We start from the raw sequence: 23,301 nt of genomic DNA, 5'->3' as shown, positions 1-23,301 counted from the left end.
CTTGATCGGCGTCTACTGCTCGTGGAGCCACACAGACTCAGGCAGGCATTTCCATATGACCTGGGCGGCTGATGTCTACGCTCCCGAGGCCTCGCCCGAAGACAAGCGCGAGCAACTCCAGATGACACTGATCCAGCGCCACTCCATCCCAGAGAACGAGCTCACCCAGTTGCCCGCGCCCTGGTACGGATGGGAGTGGCGCATGGCCGGCACAGAGTGGTGGGGCCCTCCGGGAGAAATGCCGGATGGGCTTGGAGAGCTGCTCCGCGATCGCTGGCTCGTCGCGGGGACGAGCCTCGTCTTCCTTCAGGTCGTTTCCCCCGAGGATGACCCGTTCCCCGAGGGCGAGGCCTTCCTCGATTCGCTGCGGGTCACCGCTACGGAAGCACGGTGAAGCCGATGGCGAGCCCGTTGTTGGTCTCGTTGCTCTCCGCGACGACGTTGCCCGCGTCCGCCTGGACGACCACGTAGTACATGCCGGGCGCCAGGGTCGCCGGGAGGGTGATGGACACGGGCGACGGGGTGAAGGTGCCACTCATCGGAGGTACCGCTATGCTCCCGACGGCTCCGATGTACTGGAAGCTGCTGTTCGCCAGGGAGATGGATACCGTTGACATGTGACCCGGGCGCCCTGGGCCACCACGGGCTTGCGCGTCGCGCGCGTCCGGGAGGCGACCACGAACAGCTCCAGCGATGCACGGCGTCCTCCACCTCCGCCGCGCCCAGGACACCCGAGCCCTGGGCCACGCGGCGCACGGCCCCGTGGAAGCGCTGGTAGAGCTGACCGCACGCGGACTGATCACCCCGCGCCGCCCGGCGGATGCAGTCCACCAGCTCCTGCTCCGTCACGGCGCCCTCTCCATCCCCACGCGCTTCGCGCACGCGCGCGACGGCCGCGTGCCGGGGCAGGGCCCCCGACGCGATGCCGGTCCAGGTGAGAGGATGCAAGCCATGACCCCTGTTCAGTACTCCGTCCCCAGGGAAGGAGTCACGGAGGGCTTTTCCGGCCACGCCCGCCCGGCCGATTCCCCGGACCTCCCTCCGGAAATCCGCGCGGAAAATCCCCGCCCGTGGCCGTTTTTCGCGGCCGGACTCCTTTCCTTCAGCGGAAGGGATGACGGGCGGGCATCGCACGGCCGGTGCGAGTCCACGGGCCCGGCATCCCCCACCGGAACCAGGAGACACACGTCAGGCGTCGTTTCATCGGTCTGTTCGCGTCCCTCATGTGGCTGTCCGCGTGCGGCAACAGCACGTCGTCTGTGGGGTTGAGCACGCGGCTGGGGAGCGCGGTCACGGGCTCGGCCCTGACGCGCACGTCCAGCCAGCGGCTGGAGCTCTCCAATGGCATCACCGTGGACGTCGGCACCTACGACGAGATCGAATTCGACATCGGCAAGGTCGACCCCGCGACCGCCCCGACCGCGTTGAAGGAGCTGGCTGAGCAGGGCGCGTCCCTCATCATCGACGGCCACATCGACGGCGAGCCCTTCCAGTTCGTCTCCAGCCTCCGCGTGGAGCAGGAGCGCGAGGTGAGCTTCGAAATCGCCGAGGGCGACGACCAGAACGTGACCTTCAACATCGACCCGAGCGGCTGGTTCACCGACAAGGACGGCAAGCGCCTCGACCCGCGCGAGTCCAGCGCCCGGTCGCAGCTGGAGAACAACCTCCAGAAGTCCATCGACGCATTCGACGACCACGACCGCAACGGCGGCGAGGACGACGACGACCACGACCGTCACGGCGGCCGGAGCGGCGGCGAGAACTGAAGTCCGTCCCCGCCGTCCCACCGCTCCGTCACCCGAGCGTTCGCGCCAGGTACGGAGCGGTGCGGCTCTCCTTCACCTTCGCCACCTGCTCCGGCGTGCCCTGCGCCACCACGCGGCCTCCGGCATTGCCCGCGCCGGGCCCCACGTCGATGACATGGTCGCTGGCGGCGACGACCCGCAGGTCGTGCTCCACGACGATGACCGTGTTGCCCGCGTCCACCAGTCCTTCCAGCTGCGTCATCAGCTTGTCCACGTCCGCCGGGTGCAGACCCGTGGTGGGTTCGTCCAGCACGTAGAGCGTGTCGCCGTGCTGCGTGCGCTGCAGCTCCGTGGCCAGCTTGATGCGCTGGGCTTCGCCTCCGGACAGCTCCGTCGCGGGCTGGCCCAGGCGCAGGTAGCCCAGACCCACGTCGCGCAGCACCTTGAGTGCGCGCTGGAGCGGCGGCTCCTCGGTGAAGAAGTCGAAGGCGCCGTCCACCGTCAGCCCCAGCACGTCCGCGATGTTCTTCTCGCGGTAGCGCACCTCCAGCGTCTTCGCGTTGTAGCGGGTGCCGTGGCACGTGGGGCACGGCGCGTACACGCTGGGCAGGAAGAGCAGCTCCACGCTCACGAAACCTTCGCCCTCACACGTGTCGCAGCGGCCTCCCGCCGTGTTGAAGGAGAAGCGCCCCGCGCCGTACTTGCGCGACTTCGAAAGGGGCGTCGCCGCGAACAGCTTGCGCACGTGGTCGAAGAGGCCCGTGTACGTCGCCAGGTTGGAGCGCGGCGTGCGGCCGATGGGCTTCTGGTCCACCGTCACCAGCCTGCGGATGGCCTCCATCCCCTGCTTGATGTGTCCCTCGCTCGCCATCACCGGCTCGCGGTCCAGCGGCTCGCCCTCCTCCTCTTCCGGCGCCAGCGTCTGGCCCAGTCTTCCCGCCACCAGTTCGACCAGCGCCTGGCTCACCAGGCTGGACTTGCCGGAGCCGGACACGCCCGTCACCGTGGTGAAGACGCCCAGCGGGAAGTCCACGTCCAGGCCGCGCAGGTTGTTGCGCTTCACGCCCTCCAGGCGCAGCCGTCCCGTGGGCTTCCGCGGCGAGCGGCGGCGCAGGGCCTCCTCCTCGAAGAGGTAGCGCCGCGTCCGGGACGCCTCCACCTTCGCCAGTCCTTCCGGCACCCCGCTGTAGAGCACGCGTCCTCCGTGCTCACCGGCGGCGGGGCCCACGTCTACGATCCAATCCGCGTGGCGGATGACGTCCACCTCATGCTCCACCACGAACAGCGAGTTGCCCGCCTCCTTCAGCCGGTCCAGCGCCGTGAGCAGCGACTCCGTGTCCGCGGGGTGCAGGCCGGCGGACGGTTCGTCCATCACGTACACCACGCCGAAGAGGTTGGAGCGCACCTGCGTGGCCAGCCGCAGCCGCTGCAACTCACCCGGTGACAGCGTGGGCGTGCTGCGCTCCAGCGACAGGTAGCCCAGGCCCAGGTCGGTCAGCACCTGGATGCGCGCGAGCAGGTCCTTGGTGATGCGCTGGGCGACGATGAGCTTCTCCGGGTGTTCGCGGGCCATGACGTCCGCGTCCTTCCCCTTCCCTTCCGCCGTGGGTTTGATCAGCTCCGCGACCTGCCCCAGCGGCATGCGGGACAGCTCGCCGATGTCGCGGCCCGCGAACGTCACCGACAGGGACTCGCGCTTCAGGCGCTTGCCCTCGCACAGCGAGCAGTCGCTGGCGACCATGTAGCGGGCGACGCGCTTCTTCATCATCGCGCTCTGCGTCGTCGCGAAGGTGGTCATCACGTAGCGCTTCGCGCCCGTGAAGGTTCCCATGTAGCTGGGGGTCTCCTTGCGAGCCATGGCCCGCTTCACCTCCGCGGACGTGAAGCCCGCGTAGACGGGGACCGTGGGCTGCTCGTCGGTGAAGAGGATCCACTGGCGGTCCTTCTTCGGCAGGTCGCGCCAGGGCTTGTCGATGTCGTACCCGAGCGTCACCAGGATGTCGCGCAGGTTCTGGCCGTGCCACGCGGGCGGCCACGCGGCGACGGCGCGCTCGCGGATGCTCAAGGAGTCATCCGGCACCATGGAGCGCTCCGTGACTTCGAACACGCGGCCGATGCCGTGGCACTGGGGGCACGCACCCGCGGGCGTGTTCGGGGAGAACGCATCCGAGTCCAGCCGCTCCAGCTTCGGCGGGTAGTTGCCCGCGCGCGAGTACAGCATGCGCACGGAGTTCGACAGGGTCGTCACGCTGCCTACCGACGAGCGAGACGTCGGCGCGCCCCGGTGTTGCTGGAGCGCCACCGCCGGGGGCAGCCCGTCGATGGAGTCCACCTCCGGCACGCCCACCTGATCAATCAGGCGACGGGCGTACGGGGCCACGGATTCGAAGTAGCGCCGCTGCGCCTCCGCGTAGAGCGTCCCGAACGCCAGCGACGACTTGCCGGAGCCGGACACGCCGGTGAAGACCACCAGCGCGTCACGAGGGATGTCCACGTCCACGTGCTTCAGGTTGTGTTCGCGTGCGCCCCGGACGCGGACGAAGCCGGAGGGGTCGGAGGTCTTGCGGGTGCGAGGTGCTTTCGGAGTGGCCATGCCGGGGCGGACGTTGCCCACCCGTCAGCGCGCGGTCATCCAAGAAGCGAACCGCCTCGTCGGAATCCAGATGAGTTCCGAACCTCCACAGTCTGGCGGAGGACACGAGACCTGGCGGCTCAGCCGCCCCGAGCCCCCGGCCGCTCCAGCCCGAGCGCCGCCGGCAGCACATACTGTCCGAACAGGACCAGGGGGAGCGCCGAGCCCGCATCATTATAGTAGCTGCCGGTGAAGGCCGCGGTGACACCCAGCGAAGGCGCGACGAAGACGTACTGCCCGCCGTTGCCGCGCGCGAAGGACACCTCCACCGGCGTGCCCTGGATGACGAAGCGGGCGCTCCACCACAGGAGCCCGTAGTTCGCGTCGCCCAGCGGCCCCAGCGCCTTGACGGACTCCGCCACCCACGCCTCGGAGACCCGGCGCTCGCCCTGCCACGCGCCGCCGTCGAGCATCAGCTGCCCCACCTTGAGGAAGTCGCGCGGACGCAGGCGCAGGTGGCCTCCAGTGTCCGTGCCCTTCTTGCCCGCGGGCTGCCAGGTGACGTCCTGGACCTGCATCGGCGTGAACAGCCACTCGCGCGACAGGTCCGTGATGGAGCGTCCGCTGACGTGCTCCAGCACGGCGCCCAGCAGCACCACGCCGCCCGTGCAGTAGCGCGTCACGGTACCGGGCTCGTCCCGCATGGGCACGTCCACGATGAAGCGGGCCCAGTCATCCGTGTCGTACATCCGCTCTTCGTTGCCGGGGGACTCGGGGTCCCAGTCGTCGCACGACAGCCCGGAGCGCATCTGGAGCAGGTGGCGCAGCGTGATGCGCTCCTTGCGCGGATCCGCGTTCTTCACCGGCGCCAGGTGCGGCAGGAGCGGGAGCACGGGCGCGTCCAGGTCCGGCAGCAGGCCGCGCTCGTGCGCCATGCCCACCAGCAGCGACGTGACGCTCTTCGTGGCGGACCTCAGGTCGTGCGCCTTCTCCCGCGTGAAGTCGTTCCAGTAGCGCTCGTAGACGAGTTGGCCCCCGCGCGCGACGAGCACCGCGTCCGGCGCCTCCACCGTGCCTTCGGACACGTCGTGCTCCAGCGCGTCGAACCACGGGCGCTGAATGCCCGTGTCCTCGAAGGAGGCCACGGCCCAGCCGTCATCGAGCCGATCCGGCGGCGAGCCCGGCCCCGTGGGCACCCGCTTGCCTCCGCACGCCATGAGACACACCGCGCACAGCAGCACCATCCGCTGGAACATCGCTGCACCTGCCTTCGCTCCGGCCCTGGAAGCGCGGCAGCCTATGTCACGCGGAGGCGCCATCGCGACTAGCGGATGTTCTTCGCGGCCTGCTCGCGGATGCGCGCTTCCTGTTCGCGCAGCTCGGGCGTGAACTCGGCGCCGAAGTCGTCGTCCTCGAAGACCTGCCGCAGCTCCAGCTCCACGTTGCCGCCCGCGTCCATGGACGGCCAGCGCTTGAGCCACTCCAGGGCCTCCGCCCGCGACTTCACCTGGATGAGGGTGAAGCCGGCGATGAGTTCCTTCGTCTCCGTGAAGGGACCGTCGACGATGGCCGGCTTGCCGTTCGTGAACTTCACGCGGGCGCCCTTGCTGCTGGGGTGCAGGCCCTCGCCCTGGAGCATCACGCCCGCCTTCACCATCTCCTCGTTGTAGGCGCCCATGGCGGCCAGCAGCTTCTCGTCCGGGAGCACGCCGGCTTCCGTGTCCTTGTCCGCCCTGCGGATGATCATGAAGCGCACGGTCGTGTCTCCTGCCGCGCGCCGTCGGGCCGCGGGGGGTGTTCTTCTGTTGCCTTCAGGGACGCAACGAATGGGGCTGGGGGAAATCGACACGGCCTTTTTATTTTCCCGCCGCGCCTTCCAAACCCTCGCAATCACGGGGCTTCCCATGTCCCGGCCGCGAATGTGACAGTGCCCCCCATGCACGCGGGCGTGACATCCACCGGCACGAAGCCCTTTCCAGCCAGCGGCCTCATGCACCCGGTGGTCCTGGTGGCCGTGGTGCTGCTCGTGCTGAACGACCACGTGTTCAAGGCGCGCTGGCCGTCGTGGTGGACGGGGAAGCTCTCCGACGTCGCCGGGCTCGCGATGTTCCCGGTGCTCCTCCAGGCGCTGTGGGAGCAGGCGTTCCAGCGGCGAGCGCGGGAATTCCGCCCGTCGTTCCCGGTACTCGTGGGAGCGGTCGTGCTGACGGGGCTGTGCTTCGGCGCGACGAAGATTTCCTCCGACGCCGGGGATGCGTGGCGCTGGGCGCTGGGCGCGCTGCAGTGGCCCTTCTACGCGCTGCGCGCAGTGCTCGGAGGCGCGCGCATTCCCTCGGTCCGGCCCACCGTGCACACGGTGGACGTCACGGATCTGCTCACGCTGCCGTCGCTGATCATTCCCCTGTGGCTGGGATGGCGGCGTGCTCGCGAACAGGGCGCGCGTATTCCCGCGCACGCGGAGTCTTCGCTGCCTCCTTAGTTGCTGCGTGCTGTGCACGTCGCTTCGCGGCACGTGTCAGACCCCCAATTACAGTCGGCCCCGTCACGCATTGAACCGACAGGGGCCATCATGTCCGCGCGTTCTTCTCAATCCCATACATCCACGCCCTCGAACATCCTGGAGCAGGTGCGGCAGTGCGCCGCGTCCGTCACGCGGTATCCGCTCGACATCCTGACGGAGCATGCGCAGCTCGAGGACGAGCTGGGCATCGACTCCGTGAAGCTCGCGGAGATCGCCGCGGTCATCGCTCGTGAGTTCCAGCTGCCGCCGGACCGGCTGCCGCGAAACGGGAAGGCGCGCACGCTCGGCGCCATCGCCGGGGCGGTGACGGAGGCGCTGGGAACGGAGCCTGGACCGTCGCTCCATGTCGCCGCGTCCGTCGTCCCCGCTGTTGTCGAAGTGAAGGCGAGCACCGGTGCTCCGGCCACGCTGGACCTCCTGCCCCGCGTGCGCGCGGTGTTCGCGCGGGTGACGCGCTATCCGGAGGAACTGCTCACGCCGCACGCGGACCTGGAGGACGAGCTGGGCATCGACTCCGTGAAGCAGGCGGAGGTGATGGCCGTGCTCATGAAGGAACTGGGGCTGAGCGACGCGCCGAAGCCCTCGCAGCGCCTGCGCACCATGGCCGCCATCGCCGACGCGGCCCGTGCGCTGCTGCCGGCCGCGCCGCCCGCCGTGGAAGCCAGGCCTCGCGCTCCCGTCCACGTGGCGCCCACGCCTGTTCCGTCGCGCACGGAGCTGCCGTTCGAGGGAAAGGTCGCGCTCGTCACGGGTTCGGGAAAGGGCATCGGCCGGGTCATCGCGACGAGGCTGGCTCGCGCGGGCGCGACGGTGGTCGTCAACTCGTTCCACTCCCGTGAGGACGGAGAGAAGACGGCGAGGGACATCGTCGACGCGGGTGGCAAGGCGGTCCACCTGTGGGGCTCCGTCGCGCAGGAGGATCACCTGGAGCGGATGTTCGCGGCGATCCGCGAGCAGTTGGGTGGGCTCGATCTGCTCGTGTGCAACGCGTCCAATGGACTCATCGGTCCGTTCGACCGCATCGCGCCCCGGGATTGGGACAAGGCGTTCCGCACCTGCATCACCGGCACCTACGAGTGCGCGATGCGCGCCCGTCCGCTGATGGCCGCGCGTGGGGGCGGGAGCATCGTCACCATGTCCACGTCCATGTCGCAGCGGTACATGCACGACCTGGGTTGCCAGGGCGTGGTGAAGGCGGGCGTGGAGTCCCTCACGCGCTACCTGGCCGCGGAGCTGGCACCGGAGGGCATCCGCACCAACTGCGTGTCCGCGGGGCCCGTGCACGGAGACCTGCTGGGGATGTTCCCGGACGCACCGGAACGAGTGGCGCGCTGGGAGTCCGCGACGCCCGGTGGACGGCTGTGCACCGCGGACGACGTCGCGGACGTGACTGAGCTGCTGCTGGGGCCGAAGACGCAGCGAGTGAATGGCGCCATCTGGGTGGTGGACGCCGGCCTCTCCGGAACCGTGGACGGCCTGCTGCCGGCCGCGCGCGCATCCTGACCCCTCACCTTCCAGGAGCCATCACCATGGACTTCTTCGCTGTCCCGTACGACATCCACTTCGACGACACGATGGCCTACGGGAGCCATCACTTCCTCACCAACTTCAAGTTCCAGTGCGCAGGCCGGGAGCACCTGCTCTTCAGTCCGCACGCATTCGAAGAGCCCGACTTCCGGCGCGACTTCGACCAGGTGCTCCTGCTCACCTACGAGGGCTATTCGCGCAACCTCGCCCCGGCGGCGCTGGGGGACCGGCTGATCATCCTGACGTCGCTGGAGGAGCGCGGCGAGGTGTCGCTGCGCTTCTGCTTCCGCACGTTGAAGAGCGACGGCACGCCGGTGGCCTGCGGCTACCAGACCGTGCTCTGCGCGGACCGGCAGGGAACGCTGCGCGCGTTCCCGGAGTCCTTCCAGCGCAGCTTCGAATCGCTGGCGGCGATGCATGAGCCGGCGGGCCCGAAGAGCTTCCGCGACCTCGCCTTGCAGGGAGGTGGAGGCGTGCAGGCCTTGTTCCCGGAGGCCGTGCGAGCACTGGCGCGGACGCTGCTGGCGGACACCGCTCCACGCGGCGTCTCGCGGATGGTCCGCATTCCAGAGTCGGTGCCCGCGCCCGGCCTTCAGCTGCCGGTCAACGCCACCGCGTTCCTGTTCGCGGGACAGGGCACGTTCGAGCCCGCCCTCTTCCTGCAGTTGAAGGCGCTCCAGCCGGAGCTGCGTGACGAGCTGCTGGCGGTGAAGGAGGCCTGCCGTTCGCAGGGCATCGACGTGGGCCCGCTGCTCGCGGCGGAGGATGTCGCCCAGGTGGGCCGGGCGTTGGACGCAGCGCCGCTGTTGGATCAGCTCGGCATCTTCCTGTCCGGAGTTCTGGGGGCGCGGTGGATGGAGCGGCAGGGAACCCGGCCGGACGTGTTCGTGGGGCACAGCTTCGGAGAGATCGCGGCGATGACCGCGGCCGGAGCCATGGACCTGCGCACGGGCGCGGAGGTCGTGTGCCGTCGCATCCGGGCGCTCCAGACGGTGCCGGGCGACCTGGGCACGCTCGCGGCGGTCGCCCTGTCGGAGCCGGAGACCGTCCAGGCCGTGGCGGAGAGTGGGGCCAGGACGTTGGAGATCGCGGGCCGCAATCATTCGCGGCAGACCGTGGTCGCGGGGCCTCGTGAGGAACTGGAGCGGTTGCGCGCATTCCTGGAGCGGCAGGGCAAGGGCTTCACGTTCATCTCCAGCCGCTACCCGTTCCACCACCCGAGCCTGGCGCCCGCGGTCACCGCGTTCCGCGCGAGCCTCGCGGACCTGGCCGTGCATCCGGCGCGAGGGCCCATCTACTCACCCATCGAGCGGCGGATTTACGGACGTGGCGGGTCCGAGCTGGCAGGGGCGCTCGCGTCCCACCTGGTGCGTCCCTTCGACTTCCCGGGTTCGGTGGAGACGTTGGTGGGCGCGGGCTGCGCGCGGTTCGTGGACTGCGGCACAGCAGGACGGCTGACGCGCATCGTCCAGCGGATTCTCCCCAAGGACACGTCCGTGGCGATGACGTCCGTGGACCGTTCGCTGCCCGAGAGAGCACCGGCCGTGCCCCCTGTCGCGCGGAATGCAGCGCCCGTGGTTCCGGCCATCGCGGTGGTGTCGTTGGGCTGCATGCTTCCGGGCGGCGCGAAGGATCCGGAGACGTACTGGAGGAACATCCAGCGGGGTATCAGCGGCATCGTCGACACGGGCGTGAGCCATCCGAACCAGGTCGTGGACTTCGTAGGTCCGGCGGTGACTCCGGACCGCACGTACACGCTGCTCACCGGACGGGTCCTGGAAAGCGACCTCGTTCCGCCTCCGGGAATCACGTCGGTTCGATTCCATCGCTATGGCCGTGAGCAGCGGCTGTTGGCCATCGCGCTCAGTCAAGCGATGGAGTCCTTGCGGTCCACCGCGCCGCGCGCGCCTGGACGCATCCAGTGTCTGCTCGGATCCACCGCGGACGGTTCGCCCGAGTACGACGACGCGCTGTGCGTGGAAGCGGGAGAGGCCCTGCTGCGTGCCCGGGGCGAGACGGCGCGAGAGTTCTCCGCGCTGATGCGTGAAGCGCTGGGTGTCACCGCGACATCCTCCGAACTGGCACCGCATCCGACCCTCCAATCGGTGGTGACGGACGTGGTGGGCCCGAGCGTGTCCACGATGCTGCTGGACGCGGCATGTGCCTCTTCGCTCTACGCCATCGCGCTGGGAATGAAGGCGCTGGAGCGCGGCGAGGCCGACCTGGTGCTCGCGGGTGGAGTGTTCTCTCCGGGCCCTGGCAACAGCTGCCTGTTCTCCCAGTTCAAGGGGCTCTCCGCGACGGGGAGCCGGCCGTTCGACGAGCGCGCGGACGGCGTCATCTTCGGCGAGGGCGCGGGAGTCGTCGGCCTGATGCGCCTGGAGGATGCCGTCTCCGCGGGGCTGAAGGTCCGCGCGGTCATCCGCGGCGCGGGGCTGTCCAGCGACGGACGCAGCAGCTCCGCCAACGTCCCGCGAGCGGACGGACAGGTGGCCGCGATGGAGGCGTGCTACGCGGCGGCGGGCGTTGAACCGGCGTCCATCCAGTACATCGAAGCGCACGGAACGGCCACGCCGGCCGGGGACACCACCGAACTGCAGTCGATTGGCCGCGTCTTCAGCGGCAAGCGGAAGGGCCTCCAGCTCGCCAGCGTGAAGGCGTTGATCGGCCACGTCGGGTGGGCCGCGGGTGCGGCATCGGTCATCAAGCTGTGCAAGGCGCTGGAGCACCGGAGCTTCCCGCCACAGTCCCACTTCGACCGTCCAGGCGCGGGGCTGCGAGCGCTCGGGCCGGACTTCGAGGTGAGCACGCGGGAGCAGCCGTGGCCGGAGAACGGGGACCATCCGCGCCGGGCGGCCACGAACGGATTCGGCTTCGGCGGCACGAACGCGCACCTGGTGTTGGAGGAGTACCGGGGAGGCCCGCTCGCGCCGCGCGCCAGGTCCATGCCGTCTCCGAGCGAAGAGTTGGTGGTGGTGGCCGCGGAGGGGATGTTCCCGGAGGTGCGTTTCGACGCCAAGGGGATGCGTCTGCCCGCGTCGGTGCGGCTGCTGCCGGACATCACCGAGGACATGGACCTCACGCAGCACCTGGGACTCATCGTCGCGAGCGACGTCGTGAAGAAGCTCGGGGCGTTCGATTCGCTGCGGACGGGGACGGCCATCGTCCTGGGATTGGAGGGCAAGACGCGCCGGGGCGTGGAGGCCACTCAGCGAGTGCTGGCGGACTCCACGCGGCGCAGGCTGCGCGAGCACATCCAGCGAGCGCCGGACTCCACGCGGCTCCTGCCGCTGGTGGACCGGCTCCATGCGGCGGTGGGCGCGCTGCGGCCGTCCGGTCCGTACACGCTCCAGGGGATGATGCCCAACGTCACGCCGGGACGGGTGGCGGGGGTGCTCGACACCAAGGGACCGAACTTCGTGGTGGACGCGGGGGCCGGCACGCTGGCCGCGTCACTGCGCGCTTCACGGGCCTTGTTGGACAGCGGCTTCGATCTGGTGCTCGTGGGCAGCGCTCACGTGAAGAGGCCCGGAGAAAGCGCCGCTGCATCCGCGCCCGAAGAGGGCATGACGATGCTGGCGGTGACCACGGCCGCGAAGGCGGAAGCGAGGGGCTTGAGGCCGCTGTGCCACCTGCGGATGTCCGAAGCTGCGGGCTCCGGTTCAGGGGCGGGCGTCACGTTGCCGCCCCACTCCGCCCACGAAGCGCGGGAGGTGCTGAGCGCGGTGCGGGCCGCCGCCGAAGGACAGGCCCTCACGCTGCGCTTCCATCCGGATGCCGCGACCGGCACCCAGCTGGTGCTCCAGCTTCATCCTGACCTCGGAGCCCAGACTGGAGCACCGGAGGAACAAGCGGTGGCGGCAGGACCTCTGTCCGCGGAGCGCCGCGTTATGGACAAAGCCGCCAGGTCCTCGGGCATCTCCTCTGTCTCCAGTGCTGAGAATCGAGACCTCGGCGGGACCGCCCTGTCGGCGGCGAACCACGGAAACTTGTCCGACAGTCGGACAGGTTCGCAGAGCCCAGTCGGCCGGGAGGGGCTCCCCCTTCAGCCGAACCACGGAAACTTGTCCGACAGTCGGACAGGTTTCGAGAACCTCAGCCGGGACGGGCGCCTCCCTCAGTCGAGCCAGAGGAACTTGTCCGACAGTCGGACAGGTTTGGAGAACCTCGGCCGGGAGGGGCTCCCCCTTCAGTCGAGCCAGAGAAACTTGTCCGACAGTCGGACAGGTTTGGAGAACTCGGTCGGTCGGGACGAGCCCTCTCCTCAGCCGGGCCGCGAAAACCTGTCCGACAGTCGGACAGGTTTGGGCCGCTCCGGTCCGGAGGCGGGCACCTTGGATGTCCGTGGGACTGGCGCTCCGTTTGCACCAGGAGCCATCGCACCGGTCGCGGCATCCGCCACTTCCATCCCGGAGGCGTCCGACGGCTTCGACCACTCGGCGCCCATCCGCTACCACGCGCCGGTGCTCGTCGAGCGTCCGGCACTGACGACTGGAGCGTCGCAGCTGCGTGGCCGGCGGGTGCTGTTCATCGCTCAAGACGAGGCCGTGGCCCGGGAGCTTTCGGCCCAGGCACACGACATCTGCGGCCCTGAGTTCCGCATCCTCCGCTCGGGCGCCTCCGACGCGGGAACGCGGATCCACGGCATCGACCTGACACGGGAGGAGACCGCGGAGGCGGGCCTGGATGCGCTCGGCTTCGAGCCACAGGTCATCATCTCGGTGTGCCGGATGTCCTCCGCGGAGAGCGAGTCCTCCGTCGTCGCGGACACGGCCCTGCGCCATGAGGCGCTGGAGTTGCTCTTCCTGTCCGCCCGCCGCGCCTATGAGGGACTGTCCGCCGGCACCGTGGCGCTGGCGAGCCTGTGCATCGGCGGCGTCGGTGCGCGCCGGACGCTGCATCCCGTCACCGGCCTCTTCGCCGGCCTGCTCAAGTCCCTGGGCCGCGAGGTCCCGGCGCGTGGCATCCGTGCCATCGCCACGGGTCCGCTTCCGCTTCGCACGGCGCTCGACCATGTCGCTTCCGAGCTGGGCACCGGTGACGACACCGCCCCCGTGGAGGTCTGCTTCGACGGATCCGTCCGCTGCGTCCGGCTGCTCCAGCCCACGGACGTCCCGGCACGGCCTGCCGTCACGCTCGACTCCCACTCGGTGGTCCTGCTGACGGGCGGTGGCCGTGGCGTGACGGCCGTCCTCGCCGGAGCGCTGCTCAAGCGGTACGGCTGCAAGGTCGTCCTCCTGGGCCGCAGCGATCCTTCCGACGCTCCCGCACGCGTGCTCCAGGCGCGCGACGAGGAACTGGGCGCGGTGGAGCGCGAGTTCTACGCATCAGAACTCGCCCGTGACAGCACGGTGCGCATGCCCGCGCTGCGTGCACGCTTCGAGCGCCACCTGGCCGTGCGTGAACTGAGGGCCACGCTCGACGGACTCATGCGGCTTCCCGGCCAGATGACCTACCGCGCCGCGGACGTCACTCGCCCCGAGGACGTGGACCGAGTGGTGGAAGAGCTGATCCGTGAACACGGACGGCTCGACCTGGTGGTCCATGGCGCGGGCACGCAGGTCTCCAAGAAGCTCCACCGCCGTCGGCTCACGGAACTTCGGAGCACGCTGGACACCAAGCTGCTGGGACTGCGCAACCTGCGCGAGTCCTGCGCACGCCGTCTCCCCGCCCCTGTTCCATTCCACGTCCTGACATCCGCGTTCAGCTACATCGGCAATGACGGACAGGCGGACTACGGCGCGGCGAACGAAGCGCTGGACCGGCTCTGCGCCTGGGTCAGCGACTCGCGCCAGGACGTGCAGTGGTGCAGCGTGGGCTGGCTCGCCTGGGATGGCATCGGCATGACGCGCGGGTCGGAGTACCGCGTGCTCGGAGCCAGCCGCCGGCTGCGCGGCATCCGCGCCGACGAGGGCGAGGCGCTCTTCCTCCAGTTGGTGGACGGCCAGCCCGTCCAACCCATCAACGTCCAGCTCACCGAGAGCGAGCGCGGCTTCTACGGGCTGGAGGTGATCGCCCCGTCCGCGCCCACTCCGGAACCTCCGCGCCCCACGCGAAGGGACCTCACGATCGACGCGGCGAGCGTCCCGTGCCTGGAGGACCACCTCGTCCGAGGCACGCCCACCCTGCCCGGCGCCTGGGCCCTGGACCTGATGTTCCAGGCGGCCCTGGACGACACGCGCCCCGAACTGCGCACCGTCACCATCGAGGATGTGCGGTTCTCCCGCTTCATCCGCGTGAAGCCCGGAGGCCAGCAGGCCCTGCGCGCCGAGTGCACTCCACTCACCGATGCCCCGGGCCAGCACAGCGTGCAGGTGAAACTCACGGGCGACATCGTCCATGCCTCCGGTGTGGTGCTGGAGCGAGACCTCGTCTACGCCGAGGCCCGCTTCACGCTGACGGCGGAGCCGCCCCGGTCCCCACACCGGCTGGAGGCCGCCCACGCCTCGGGCCACGGCATGGCCGTGCACGACCCGCACTGCGCCACGGGCTCCCCCATCGAGCTGCGCAGGATGTTCGACTGCCTGGAGGAGATCCGCCTGGAGGAGGACGCCCGCTTCGCACGGCTCGGGCTGCCGGAAGTGCCACGGCAAGCGGGCCACGGCGTGCCGGCGCTCGTGCTGGACGCGGCCCTGCGCCTGAGCGCGATGCACGTGGAGGGTGTGTCGAGTGACGTGTTCGCTCCCGTGGGCGTCCAGCGGGCCACGTTCGATCGGGACCTGGTGGCACACGACGCCAGGGCTCCTCGCCGCCTCACGCTGAAGTCGCTCGCCCCGCGCGTGGAGGGCGACCTGCTCCAGTGCGGCACCGTGGCGGCCCATGACGAAGCCGGCCGCCTTCGGATGCTCATCGAAGGCGGCATCGCCCGCCCCATGGCTTGAACCTCATTCCCGCTCAGGCAACCGCCATGAACGACCTCTCTTCGTCCATTCCCCTGCCCCCGGATGACGCCAAACGGCTCCGCTCGGAGCTGCGCCGCGTGCTGCCCCCGGAGGCCTTCGAACGACAACCCCTGCGCGGCATCGTCGCGCTCTGCCTGGTGCCCGTGGAGGCGGCGCTCATCTGGGTGCTTGGCACCTGGACGCTGCCCCACTGGGCGTGTCTGCTCATCGCCTTCGCGCTGGGACAGCTCGTCACCGCCGTGGGGCTCGCCGCGCATGAAGCCCTGCACCACTCGGTGTTCCACAGCCGCAAGTGGGAGAGCCTGCTGGGCTGGGTGGGCTTCGCGCCCTTCCTGGTGACACCGGGCAACTGGAGGGCCTGGCACGTCCAGGCCCACCACAGCGCCGCCAACGTCCTCGTGAGGGATCCGGACATCCTCCCGCGCAGGACGGACTGGCACACCCAGGGGTTCGCGAAGCTGTTCCACGCCATGTCCCCCGGCTCCGGACACTGGCTGAGCTTCATCAGCTTCAGCGTCTTCTTCACCGCGCAGGGCCAGGCCTTCCTCTGGCACCACTGCCGGCTGCCCGCGTTCCAGCACGTGCACCTGCACCGGGCCCGGGAGCGCGTGCTCACGGTGCTCGTCACCGCGGGTTGGGTGGCGCTCGGTTGGGTCCTGGGGCCCCGCGCGGCGTTCTACGCGCTGGTGCTCCCGCTGCTCATCGGGAACGTCACGCTGATGATCTACATCGCCACCAACCACTGGATGCAGCCCGCGGCGGAGGAGACGGACAACCCCTTCGTGAACACCGCCAGCGTGGAGACCCACCCGCTGATGAACTGGATGCACTTCAACTTCAGCTACCACCAGGAGCACCACATCTTCCCAGCGCAGAGCCCCAGGTACGCCCCGCTCCTGCGCAAACACCTGAGGGAGCTGAGCCCCAAGGCCTCCATCGTCTACCCGCACCTGCACGCCCTGCGCATGCTGTACCGGCGCCCGGCGCTCTACTCCGCGGATGGCCAGTCGCTGATGGGCCGGGACGGCACGGGAGAGGTGAGCACCACGGAGCTGCGCCGTCGGCTCGAAGCCACCTGAGCGGTATCATTCGCCCGGACGCCCGGTCGGTGGGCGGGCGTCCGGGTTGGCCCCGCTCCGACAGGCAAGGGCTCACCACGCGCCGCGGCATCCCCACCCTTCCGCCAACGGAGGAAATGGATGCGCACGGAGTCGGTGTCAGGCGGTCCCCGGACGGTGTCGCTTCACGAAGCAAAGGTGGAGGCCATCGCCCGGCAGCTGCGGCAGCGAAAGGGAACGGGGCCCGCGTCCTTCAAGAAGAAGTCCCCGCCCCACAGCGTGCCCAAGCGGTTCGACTCGCGGCGCCGCGACGAGAAGGTGGACCTGGGGGACCTGGACGCCATCCTCGACATCGACCCCGTGGGGATGACCTGCACCGCCGAGCCCGCCGCCACCTTCGACGCGGTGGTGCGCGCGACGCTGCCGCACGGGCTTGTCCCGTTCATCGTCCCCGAGCACAAGACCATCACGCTCGGGGGCGCCATCGCGGGGTGCTCCATCGAGTCCATGTCCTTCCGCCAGGGCGGCTTCCACGACACGTGTCTGGAGTACGAGGTCATCACCGCGAAGGGGGACGTGCTGCGCTGCTCGCCAAAGGAAGAGCCGCTCCTCTTCCAGATGATGCACGGCTCGTTCGGGACGCTGGGCATCCTGTCCAAGGTGCGCTTCAAGCTCACGCGAGCCGCGCCCTACGTGCGGGTGACGAACGAGACGCATTCCACGCTGGAGTCCTTCCAGCAGGCCATCTGGCACCACTTCCAGGAGCCGGGCGCGGACTACCTGGACGGACAGATCTTCTCGCCCACGAAGCACGTGCTGTGCGTGGGCCACTTCGTGGACCGGGCGCCGTACGTGAGCCGCTACGAATGGCTCACCGCGTACTGCGAGACCATCCCGCGCCGGAGCGAGGACTACCTCACGACGTATGACTATCTCTTCCGCTACAACCGGGGCGTCACGCACGCCCGGCCGCAGAACCTGCTCGCGAGGGCGCTGTTCGGAAAGCTCATCCACTCCGACAGCGTGCTGAGGACCGCCAACCGCTTCACCCAGCTGCTGCCGAAGAAGGACCCGCCGGTCATCGTGGACGTGTTCATCCCCTTCTCGCGCTCGGCGGACTTCATGGACTGGTACCACCGCGAGATGCGGCACTACCCCGTCTGGTGCGTGCCCTTCCGGCGGACGCGTGACTACGAATGGCTGACACCCCAGTGGTGGGCCGGAATGAACGACCCACTGTTCCTGGACCTGGCCGTGTACGGCATGCCACAGCCGCCGGGCCGCAACGTCTACAAGGAGTTGGAGGACGAGCTCCAGCGCGTGAACGGAACCAAGACGCTCATCTCCTACAACTACTACGACGAGCAGACCTTCTGGAGCATCTGGAACCGGGAGACGTACCAGGCCGTGAAGCAGCGCACGGACCCGGACAACCTCTTCCGGGACCTGTATGTGAAGACGTGCAAGGCGGCGCTCGGCCTTTAGTCAGCGCGGGCCAGCCAGGCTTCAGCCGATCTCCGTGCGCAGGTTCAGCGGACCGGCGGGGACGCCGACATCGTGGAGCGCGGGGTCGTCCTTCTCCGTCTGCCAGGCGTTGGCTTCCGTCACGGTCTTGCCGGTCGCCTCATTGGAGATGGACATCTTGCCGTTGTGACCCGCGGGGGCAATCTGGCTGGTGTCGAAGCCGCTCCAACCCGTGCCGGAGTTCGCGAACGTGGCCTCGCCCCAGGTCTGACCGGAGTTCGCGCCGGGCTTCGCCGTGCCGTCCTTCGACGCGGCCCACGCCACGCTGGTGTTGCTGTCGAACGCCACCACCTGCGACTGGCCGGGCTGGAGCGTGAACGTCTTGGGCGTGCTCTTGTCGAAGTTCTGCCCGTCGTTCGGGTTCCCGTTCTCGCCCGTCTTGTTCCAGAGCGTGATGGTCTGCGGCTCGCTGGTCTTGTTGGTGAAGGTGTTCGTGTACTTGAACTGGCCCTTCTGGCTCTCGTCGATGAGCTGCATGTTGCTGTTGTAGGGCGACCCGACGTTGTTCTTCGCGAGCCACGGCGCGTTCGCGGGCGCGGGCTCCGTGGAGCCGGCGGACGGCGGGCCGAAGCCGGGGCCCGCATCGCTGTTGTACGTGGGGTGCGCCGGAGCGGCCGCGCTGGAGGCCGGAGCCGTGCTCTGGGCCGAGGGAGCCGCCGGAGCCGGAGCCGCCGCCGAAGGAGACGCAGAAGCCTCCGCCCACGGAGCCGGGGAAGCCGCCTCAGGAGTCCCGAAGTCGATCGAGTCCACAGCCGCGGGAGCCGCCTGCTGCGCCGGGGCCGCACCGCCCACCCCGCCCACCGCGGACGCGGCACCCTCGGCGCCCTGGCCCAGGCTCGCGGGCGACTGAGTCTGGAGGAGCTTCACCAGCTGCGAGAGCTGGGCCACGACCTCCGACAACTGCTTCTGGAAGTCCCCGGAGGCGCCGCCCAGCTTGCTCGCGCCCGCATCGAAGGAGTCGGCCATGAACATCCGCCGCAGGTCGTTGCGGGGCTGCTGCGCCTGGGATCCCACCACACCCTGAGCCGGAGCGGCCGCCGGCTTGAGCTGGGAGATGCTCGAGGAAGGCTGGAAGGAGGCCGCGCGGTTCAGGGAGGAGATGGACATGCCGGGACCCAAGAGCAGGACGCATGCCAGCCCCCGGGCTCCGTGAAATCAGTCACTTGAGTCGAGCGATCCCCGCCCATCGCGATGACGCCATTCACCAGCTGATGTCTGGCGTCACCAGGGCGCTTCAGCCAGCGCGGGCCGCGAAGACGTCCCGCAGGCCCGCGATGAGCGCGTCGCCGGGATACGGCTCGCCCAGCGGCCCCATGGCGTCGCGCAGCGCTCCGAAGAGCGCGTGGACGTGCCGGGGCTTGTCGCCGTCCCAGTCCAGGTACCGGGCGATCTCCTGGCTCTGCGCCCGGAACTTCTCCAGCGCCGCGTCATAGGGCGCAGCCGTGGGGATGTTGATGCGCAGCAGCAGCGCCAGCAGCGCGAGGACCTCCGCGAAGTCGTAGCGGTCCGCCTTCGCGTCGTAGAAGGATTCCAGACGCACGTTCTCCGGCTTGAACCAGTAGCCGATATGGGCCGCCGCCTTCTCCCGGCTGCGCTCCACGTCCACCTGGAGCTGGTCGTGCAGCTCCGGATCCATGTGCGTCACCAGCGACCAGAGCACCGTGGCCTTGCTCAAGGTCGTGCTGTCGAAGCGCCGCGTCGGCAACGTGCGCAGCGGCGTTCCTTCAAAGGTGAGAACCTCCAGCTTCGGCAGCCGCGTGAGTACCTCCGGGAAGTCGAACATGAGCTGGACCTTCCGCCAGCTCCCGAAGGCCAGCCGGACGTAGGCATGGGGGTTGTTGATCAGGTTCACCCGCCGCAGCTCGACGCATCCGGCCAGTGACTCCGGCAGCCGCCAGAGGCAGTTGTACGACAGGTCCAGGGACCGCAGCTTCTTGAGCTCGCCGATGGACTCCGGCAGTTCCAGCAGGCGATTGCCGTGCAGGTCCAGCTCGCGCAGCTCCGTGAGCTGCCCCAGCTCTTCCGGGAGCGCGCGGAGGTTGTTGCGGCGGAGGTTGAGCTTCTCCAGCTTGCGGAACAGGAAGAGTTCCTCCGGCAGGGACGTGAGCCCCTTGTCCTCCAGCGTGAGGCTCTTGACCTTGTCGGGCTCCGCGATCTTCTTCGCGACGAGCTGACGGAACGCCTCCCGGATGCTGGTGAACACGTCGCGAGCGACGGGCTTTCCCGCCGCCAGCCGGGCCCGCACCTTCTCCAGATCGACGCGGCCGTCCCTCACCACCGACGGGACGAAGACGCCCTTCCCTTCGTAGGGGTCCTTCACGTCCTCCACCCCGCCGGCCACCGCGAATACCTTCGAGTCCTGGCCCAGGTAGCGATGCGCGTCGACAGCGCCCGCCACCTTGAAGGAGTAATGCGAGGCAAGGGTGCGGGCCTTGAGGTTGCCGCCCACGGAGACGCTGCCGTGGTTGTAGACCGCCACCAGGTCTTCGGTCGTCAGGTCGCCGGAGACGTGAAGCCGAGCACCGCCGATGGCGATGCGCTTCGCGACGAGGTTGCCGTGCACCTGGAGGAACGGGCCGAAGTCGTTCTCCCAGTTGAGCACGCAGCCTTCGACGGTGAGGTCACCGCGCACGATGAGGCCGGTGAACGGAGGGTCGTCGTCGTCATCCTGCGCGAAGATTCCCTGGCGGAAATCCAGCCCCAGGTCGTGGGGCATGACGACATTCCCGGTAAGGACGAGCACGCGGTCCGAGTCATCCTCGCGATTGCCAGGGGCCTTCACCTCGTCGCGAACCTGCGACCAGGTGAAGATTTCGAACGGCAGGTCGCGGGCGGGAGACTTGGAGGCCTTCTTCTTCATGCCCCGACCTCTACCCCATCCGGTCGGAGGCCGGCAGGGCCTTCGGTGCGCTCTCCCGGACCCGCTGAAGGGTGGAGTCCCAGAGCAGGGACCAGGCCTCGCGGTTTCCATCGAACCCGCCCTCGCGGATCCGCGCCGCCAGCTCGCGGTTCAGCTCCGCGAGCCCCCCTTCGCGATGGAGCAGGACCACCAGCGCCCCGCGTTCTTCCTGCTGGGGCTTGTCACCCGCTCGGAGTTGTCGCTCGGCGATGCCCATCGCGTTGGCGATCATCCGCGCCGCGTAGACCTTGTCCTCGGGCAGCCCGGGCAGCAGCTCCCGGAGCAGCACCTCGCGAGCAATCGCCAGCAGCGCGGCCCCGTCCGGCTGTTCACGCATTCCGTCCTCCCGTCATCGAAAGAAGTTCCAGCTCCAGCTCCGGCACGACATGCGCCGTCAGCGCCAGCTCCAGCGAAGGCTCGCGGCCGGAGACGTGACGCTCGCCCTGCTGAAGGGCGATCACCGCCCACCGCGCGTGGGCGAAGACCTCCCAGTAGCGCACCGCCTCCCAATCCAGCGTGCGGCCGCTCACGCGCGCATAGCCCCGCGCCAGCGCCTCACGGGAACCGATGCCTCCGGCCTCCTTGTCGAACTGGCCGAAGCGCCAGCACCGCGCGCAGAACCACCCGAGGTCCTCCAGCGGGTCCGACCACGCCGCGAACTCCCAATCCAGCACGGCCGTGAGGCCGGCTTCGTCCAGCATGTAATTGCCGGTGCGAAAATCGCGATGCGTCAGCACCAGCTCCGGAGTCTTTGGCGCATGCCGCTCCAGCCAGCGGATCCCCCACTCCAGCGCGGGGAACGCCGTGTGGTGGCCGTCCAGGAAGGATTGGAACTCCTTTACGCCCCGAAGCGCGGGCGACAACGCGGGCACCGAGAGGAAGGACAGGGCTTCCACGGGAGGACGGATGGCATGCAGCCGCGCCAGCTCCGCACCCAGCCGTTCGGTCAGCGCCTCGCGATCTCCGCCCAGCCCCAGGTCCTTCACGATGCGATGGCCCGCGGCGGTCCCCCGGGCCTTGCGCATCACGAAGAACGCGCGCCCGAGCACGGAGCCATCTCCCAGCCACAGCGGCTCCGGCACCGTCACGCCCGCGCGGGAGGCCTCTCGCAGCAGCGCGAACTCCTGCGCACGGTCGTGCGACACGGAGACACCCGAGGCTGCATCGGAGCGCAGCACGCACTCCAATACGCCTTCATGCGGCCCGCCGCTCACCACCGCCGTCAGCAGCCAGTTCTCCTGGATGGCGCCCCCGGAGAGCAGGCGCGCATCGACGAGCCGCACCTCGCGGGCCTCCGCCTTCGTGGACAGGAAGGACTCCAGCGCGTGCCTGTGTTCCTTGCGCATCGTCATCCCACGCCCCACCGGAAGAAGTCCGCGCCCTCCGACAGGTAGGCACGCGACAGCACCATCTTGTGGATCTCACTGGCGCCATCCACCAACCGAGCCTGGCGCGCGTACCGGTAGATCCATTCGACAAGCGTGTCCTTGGAGTAACCGCGCGCACCCATCAACTGGATGGCCGTGTCCGCGGCCTTGTGCAGCGCATCCGCCACGTGGATCTTCGCGATGGAGATGTCCGTGCGAGCGAAGTCCCCCTGGTCCAGCTTCCAGGCAGCGCTCATGGTGAGCAGTCGCCCGATGTGGATGTCCTTGGCTGCGTCGCCCAGCATCCACTGCACGCCCTCATGCTGAGCCAGGGTCTCCCCGAAGCTCATCCGCCGCGAGACATAGCCGCCCGCCTCCTCCAGGCACCGCTTCGCCAATCCCAGCCAGCGCATGCAGTGCGTGAGGCGCGCCGTGCCCAGGCGGATCTGCGTGACCTTGAGGCCATCCCCCACGCCCAGCAGGCGCTGCTCATCCGGGATGCGAAGCCCCTCGAAGACGAGCTCGCAATGACCGCCATGCTCCTCGGGCCCCATGATGGGAATGCGTCGCTCGATGCGCCATCCAGGTTTGCTGGCGTCGAAGAGGAACGCAGTGAGTCCCTTGCGCTCATCTTCGGAGGTGCGAGCCACCACGATGAAGTGCTGCGCGCCCTGGGCACCGGTGATGAACCACTTGCGGCCCGTGAGCACCCATTCGTCGCCCTGCTTCTCCGCTCGCGTATAGGTGAGGGACGGGTCGGAGCCGCAGCCGTCAGGCTCCGTCATCGCGAAGGCGGAGCGCACCCGGCCGTCGATGAGGGGCTGCAACCAGCGCTGCTTGAGCGCCTCCGTCGCGAGCACCTTCTCCAGGACGATCATGTTGCCGTCATCCGGAGGCGCGGCGTTGAACATCACGGGCCCGAAGGGCGAACGGGCCGCCTCCTCGTAACAGGCCGCCATGCCCACCACGCCCAGGCCCTGCCCTCCGCGAGCCTTCGGCATCTGGAAGGCCCAGAGCCCCTGCGCGCGGGCCAACTCCCGCACCCGAGCCACCACCTCCTCGCGGAGGTTCTCGTGCGCGTCGAACGCGTCCGGCTGCTTCTCCAGCGGAAGCACGTGCGTGGCCACGAACTCACGCACACGCAGCCGGTACGCTTCGATTTCAGGGGACAGCGAGAAGTCCATGG

The 23,301-nt window shown here is 69.3% G+C and carries 16 protein-coding genes; 7 read left to right on the top strand and 9 right to left on the bottom strand.

Going from position 1 to position 23,301, the window contains the following annotated elements:
* Position 1: 1 nt before the first annotated feature.
* The gene (locus D7Y04_RS10850) at positions 2–394 is read left to right on the top strand and encodes a hypothetical protein (RefSeq protein ID WP_147477081.1); all 393 of its coding nucleotides are present in this window, start codon (positions 2–4) and stop codon (positions 392–394) included.
* Here the strand turns inward: D7Y04_RS10850 and D7Y04_RS10845 are convergent.
* Positions 378–617, bottom strand: coding sequence for a CARDB domain-containing protein (locus tag D7Y04_RS10845; RefSeq protein ID WP_121759164.1), 240 nt, complete (start codon positions 615–617; stop codon positions 378–380). The two genes, D7Y04_RS10850 and D7Y04_RS10845, sit on opposite strands and share 17 nt — an antisense overlap.
* A gap of 606 nt (positions 618–1,223) precedes the next feature.
* Here D7Y04_RS10845 and D7Y04_RS10830 point away from each other — a divergent pair.
* The gene (locus D7Y04_RS10830) at positions 1,224–1,766 is read left to right on the top strand and encodes a hypothetical protein (RefSeq protein WP_121759341.1); all 543 of its coding nucleotides are present in this window, start codon (positions 1,224–1,226) and stop codon (positions 1,764–1,766) included.
* A gap of 28 nt (positions 1,767–1,794) precedes the next feature.
* On the opposite strand, the gene uvrA is transcribed toward D7Y04_RS10830, so the two are convergent.
* From uvrA to D7Y04_RS10815, 3 genes are all read right to left on the bottom strand, one after another.
* Entirely contained in the window at positions 1,795–4,338 is a 2,544-nt protein-coding gene (uvrA, locus tag D7Y04_RS10825; protein ID WP_121759340.1) for an excinuclease ABC subunit UvrA, read from the bottom strand.
* 119 nt (positions 4,339–4,457) lie between these two features.
* Complete coding sequence (locus D7Y04_RS10820; RefSeq protein WP_121759163.1) at positions 4,458–5,573, bottom strand: serine hydrolase; 1,116 nt, start codon at positions 5,571–5,573, stop codon at positions 4,458–4,460.
* Between the two features lie 68 nt (positions 5,574–5,641).
* Positions 5,642–6,073 (bottom strand): YciI family protein, encoded by a 432-nt coding sequence (locus D7Y04_RS10815; protein ID WP_120595156.1) that lies wholly within the window; start codon positions 6,071–6,073, stop codon positions 5,642–5,644.
* Positions 6,074–6,253: 180 nt separating this feature from the next.
* On the opposite strand from D7Y04_RS10815, the gene D7Y04_RS10810 reads away from it, so the two are divergent.
* The 5 genes from D7Y04_RS10810 (at position 6,254) to D7Y04_RS10790 (ending at position 17,810) form a co-directional block, all read left to right on the top strand.
* Entirely contained in the window at positions 6,254–6,796 is a 543-nt protein-coding gene (locus D7Y04_RS10810) for a hypothetical protein (RefSeq protein ID WP_121759162.1), read from the top strand.
* Positions 6,797–6,886: 90 nt separating this feature from the next.
* Positions 6,887–8,341, top strand: a complete 1,455-nt coding sequence (locus D7Y04_RS10805) for an SDR family oxidoreductase (RefSeq protein WP_121759161.1) — start codon at positions 6,887–6,889, stop codon at positions 8,339–8,341.
* A gap of 26 nt (positions 8,342–8,367) precedes the next feature.
* Positions 8,368–15,246 carry a type I polyketide synthase gene (locus D7Y04_RS10800; protein WP_121759160.1) on the top strand — a complete coding sequence of 2,293 codons (6,879 nt, stop codon included), beginning with the start codon at positions 8,368–8,370 and terminating at the stop codon, positions 15,244–15,246.
* A gap of 26 nt (positions 15,247–15,272) precedes the next feature.
* Positions 15,273–16,346: a fatty acid desaturase gene (locus D7Y04_RS10795; RefSeq protein WP_121759159.1), complete on the top strand. Its 1,074-nt coding sequence runs from the start codon at positions 15,273–15,275 to the stop codon at positions 16,344–16,346.
* 120 nt (positions 16,347–16,466) lie between these two features.
* Positions 16,467–17,810 carry an FAD-binding oxidoreductase gene (locus tag D7Y04_RS10790; RefSeq protein ID WP_121759158.1) on the top strand — a complete coding sequence of 448 codons (1,344 nt, stop codon included), beginning with the start codon at positions 16,467–16,469 and terminating at the stop codon, positions 17,808–17,810.
* Between the two features lie 21 nt (positions 17,811–17,831).
* Here the strand turns inward: D7Y04_RS10790 and D7Y04_RS10785 are convergent, their stop codons facing one another.
* From D7Y04_RS10785 to D7Y04_RS10765, 5 genes are all read right to left on the bottom strand, one after another.
* Positions 17,832–18,956, bottom strand: a complete 1,125-nt coding sequence (locus D7Y04_RS10785) for a hypothetical protein (protein ID WP_121759157.1) — start codon at positions 18,954–18,956, stop codon at positions 17,832–17,834.
* A gap of 127 nt (positions 18,957–19,083) precedes the next feature.
* Positions 19,084–20,709 (bottom strand): leucine-rich repeat domain-containing protein, encoded by a 1,626-nt coding sequence (locus tag D7Y04_RS10780; protein WP_121759156.1) that lies wholly within the window; start codon positions 20,707–20,709, stop codon positions 19,084–19,086.
* A gap of 10 nt (positions 20,710–20,719) precedes the next feature.
* Entirely contained in the window at positions 20,720–21,085 is a 366-nt protein-coding gene (locus tag D7Y04_RS10775) for a DUF6285 domain-containing protein (RefSeq protein ID WP_121759155.1), read from the bottom strand.
* Positions 21,078–22,100 (bottom strand): phosphotransferase family protein, encoded by a 1,023-nt coding sequence (locus D7Y04_RS10770; protein WP_233601345.1) that lies wholly within the window; start codon positions 22,098–22,100, stop codon positions 21,078–21,080. The genes D7Y04_RS10775 and D7Y04_RS10770 overlap by 8 nt, the downstream gene beginning before the upstream one ends.
* Positions 22,097–23,299: an acyl-CoA dehydrogenase family protein gene (locus tag D7Y04_RS10765; protein ID WP_121759153.1), complete on the bottom strand. Its 1,203-nt coding sequence runs from the start codon at positions 23,297–23,299 to the stop codon at positions 22,097–22,099. Before D7Y04_RS10765 ends, D7Y04_RS10770 begins: the two co-directional genes overlap by 4 nt.
* Between the last annotated feature and the right edge of the window lie 2 nt (positions 23,300–23,301).

Source organism: Corallococcus sp. AB038B (genome assembly GCF_003668955.1).
GTDB classification, from domain to species: Bacteria; Myxococcota; Myxococcia; order Myxococcales; family Myxococcaceae; genus Corallococcus; species Corallococcus exiguus.
Note: the sequence above shows the minus strand (reverse complement) of the source record. Positions and strands in the feature narration are given on the sequence as shown.

What these genes read in the sequence shown, in the direction of transcription:
- D7Y04_RS10845 (WP_121759164.1), bottom strand. Translation starts at nt 617, where the DNA reads ATGTCAACGGTATCCATCTCCCTGGCGAACAGCAGCTTCCAGTACATC.
- D7Y04_RS10830 (WP_121759341.1), top strand. Translation starts at nt 1,224, where the DNA reads ATGTGGCTGTCCGCGTGCGGCAACAGCACGTCGTCTGTGGGGTTGAGC.
- uvrA (WP_121759340.1), bottom strand. Translation starts at nt 4,338, where the DNA reads ATGGCCACTCCGAAAGCACCTCGCACCCGCAAGACCTCCGACCCCTCC.
- D7Y04_RS10820 (WP_121759163.1), bottom strand. Translation starts at nt 5,573, where the DNA reads ATGTTCCAGCGGATGGTGCTGCTGTGCGCGGTGTGTCTCATGGCGTGC.
- D7Y04_RS10810 (WP_121759162.1), top strand. Translation starts at nt 6,254, where the DNA reads ATGCACGCGGGCGTGACATCCACCGGCACGAAGCCCTTTCCAGCCAGC.
- D7Y04_RS10805 (WP_121759161.1), top strand. Translation starts at nt 6,887, where the DNA reads ATGTCCGCGCGTTCTTCTCAATCCCATACATCCACGCCCTCGAACATC.
- D7Y04_RS10800 (WP_121759160.1), top strand. Translation starts at nt 8,368, where the DNA reads ATGGACTTCTTCGCTGTCCCGTACGACATCCACTTCGACGACACGATG.
- D7Y04_RS10795 (WP_121759159.1), top strand. Translation starts at nt 15,273, where the DNA reads ATGAACGACCTCTCTTCGTCCATTCCCCTGCCCCCGGATGACGCCAAA.
- D7Y04_RS10790 (WP_121759158.1), top strand. Translation starts at nt 16,467, where the DNA reads ATGCGCACGGAGTCGGTGTCAGGCGGTCCCCGGACGGTGTCGCTTCAC.
- D7Y04_RS10785 (WP_121759157.1), bottom strand. Translation starts at nt 18,956, where the DNA reads ATGTCCATCTCCTCCCTGAACCGCGCGGCCTCCTTCCAGCCTTCCTCG.
- D7Y04_RS10780 (WP_121759156.1), bottom strand. Translation starts at nt 20,709, where the DNA reads ATGAAGAAGAAGGCCTCCAAGTCTCCCGCCCGCGACCTGCCGTTCGAA.
- D7Y04_RS10775 (WP_121759155.1), bottom strand. Translation starts at nt 21,085, where the DNA reads ATGCGTGAACAGCCGGACGGGGCCGCGCTGCTGGCGATTGCTCGCGAG.
- D7Y04_RS10770 (WP_233601345.1), bottom strand. Translation starts at nt 22,100, where the DNA reads ATGACGATGCGCAAGGAACACAGGCACGCGCTGGAGTCCTTCCTGTCC.
- D7Y04_RS10765 (WP_121759153.1), bottom strand. Translation starts at nt 23,299, where the DNA reads ATGGACTTCTCGCTGTCCCCTGAAATCGAAGCGTACCGGCTGCGTGTG.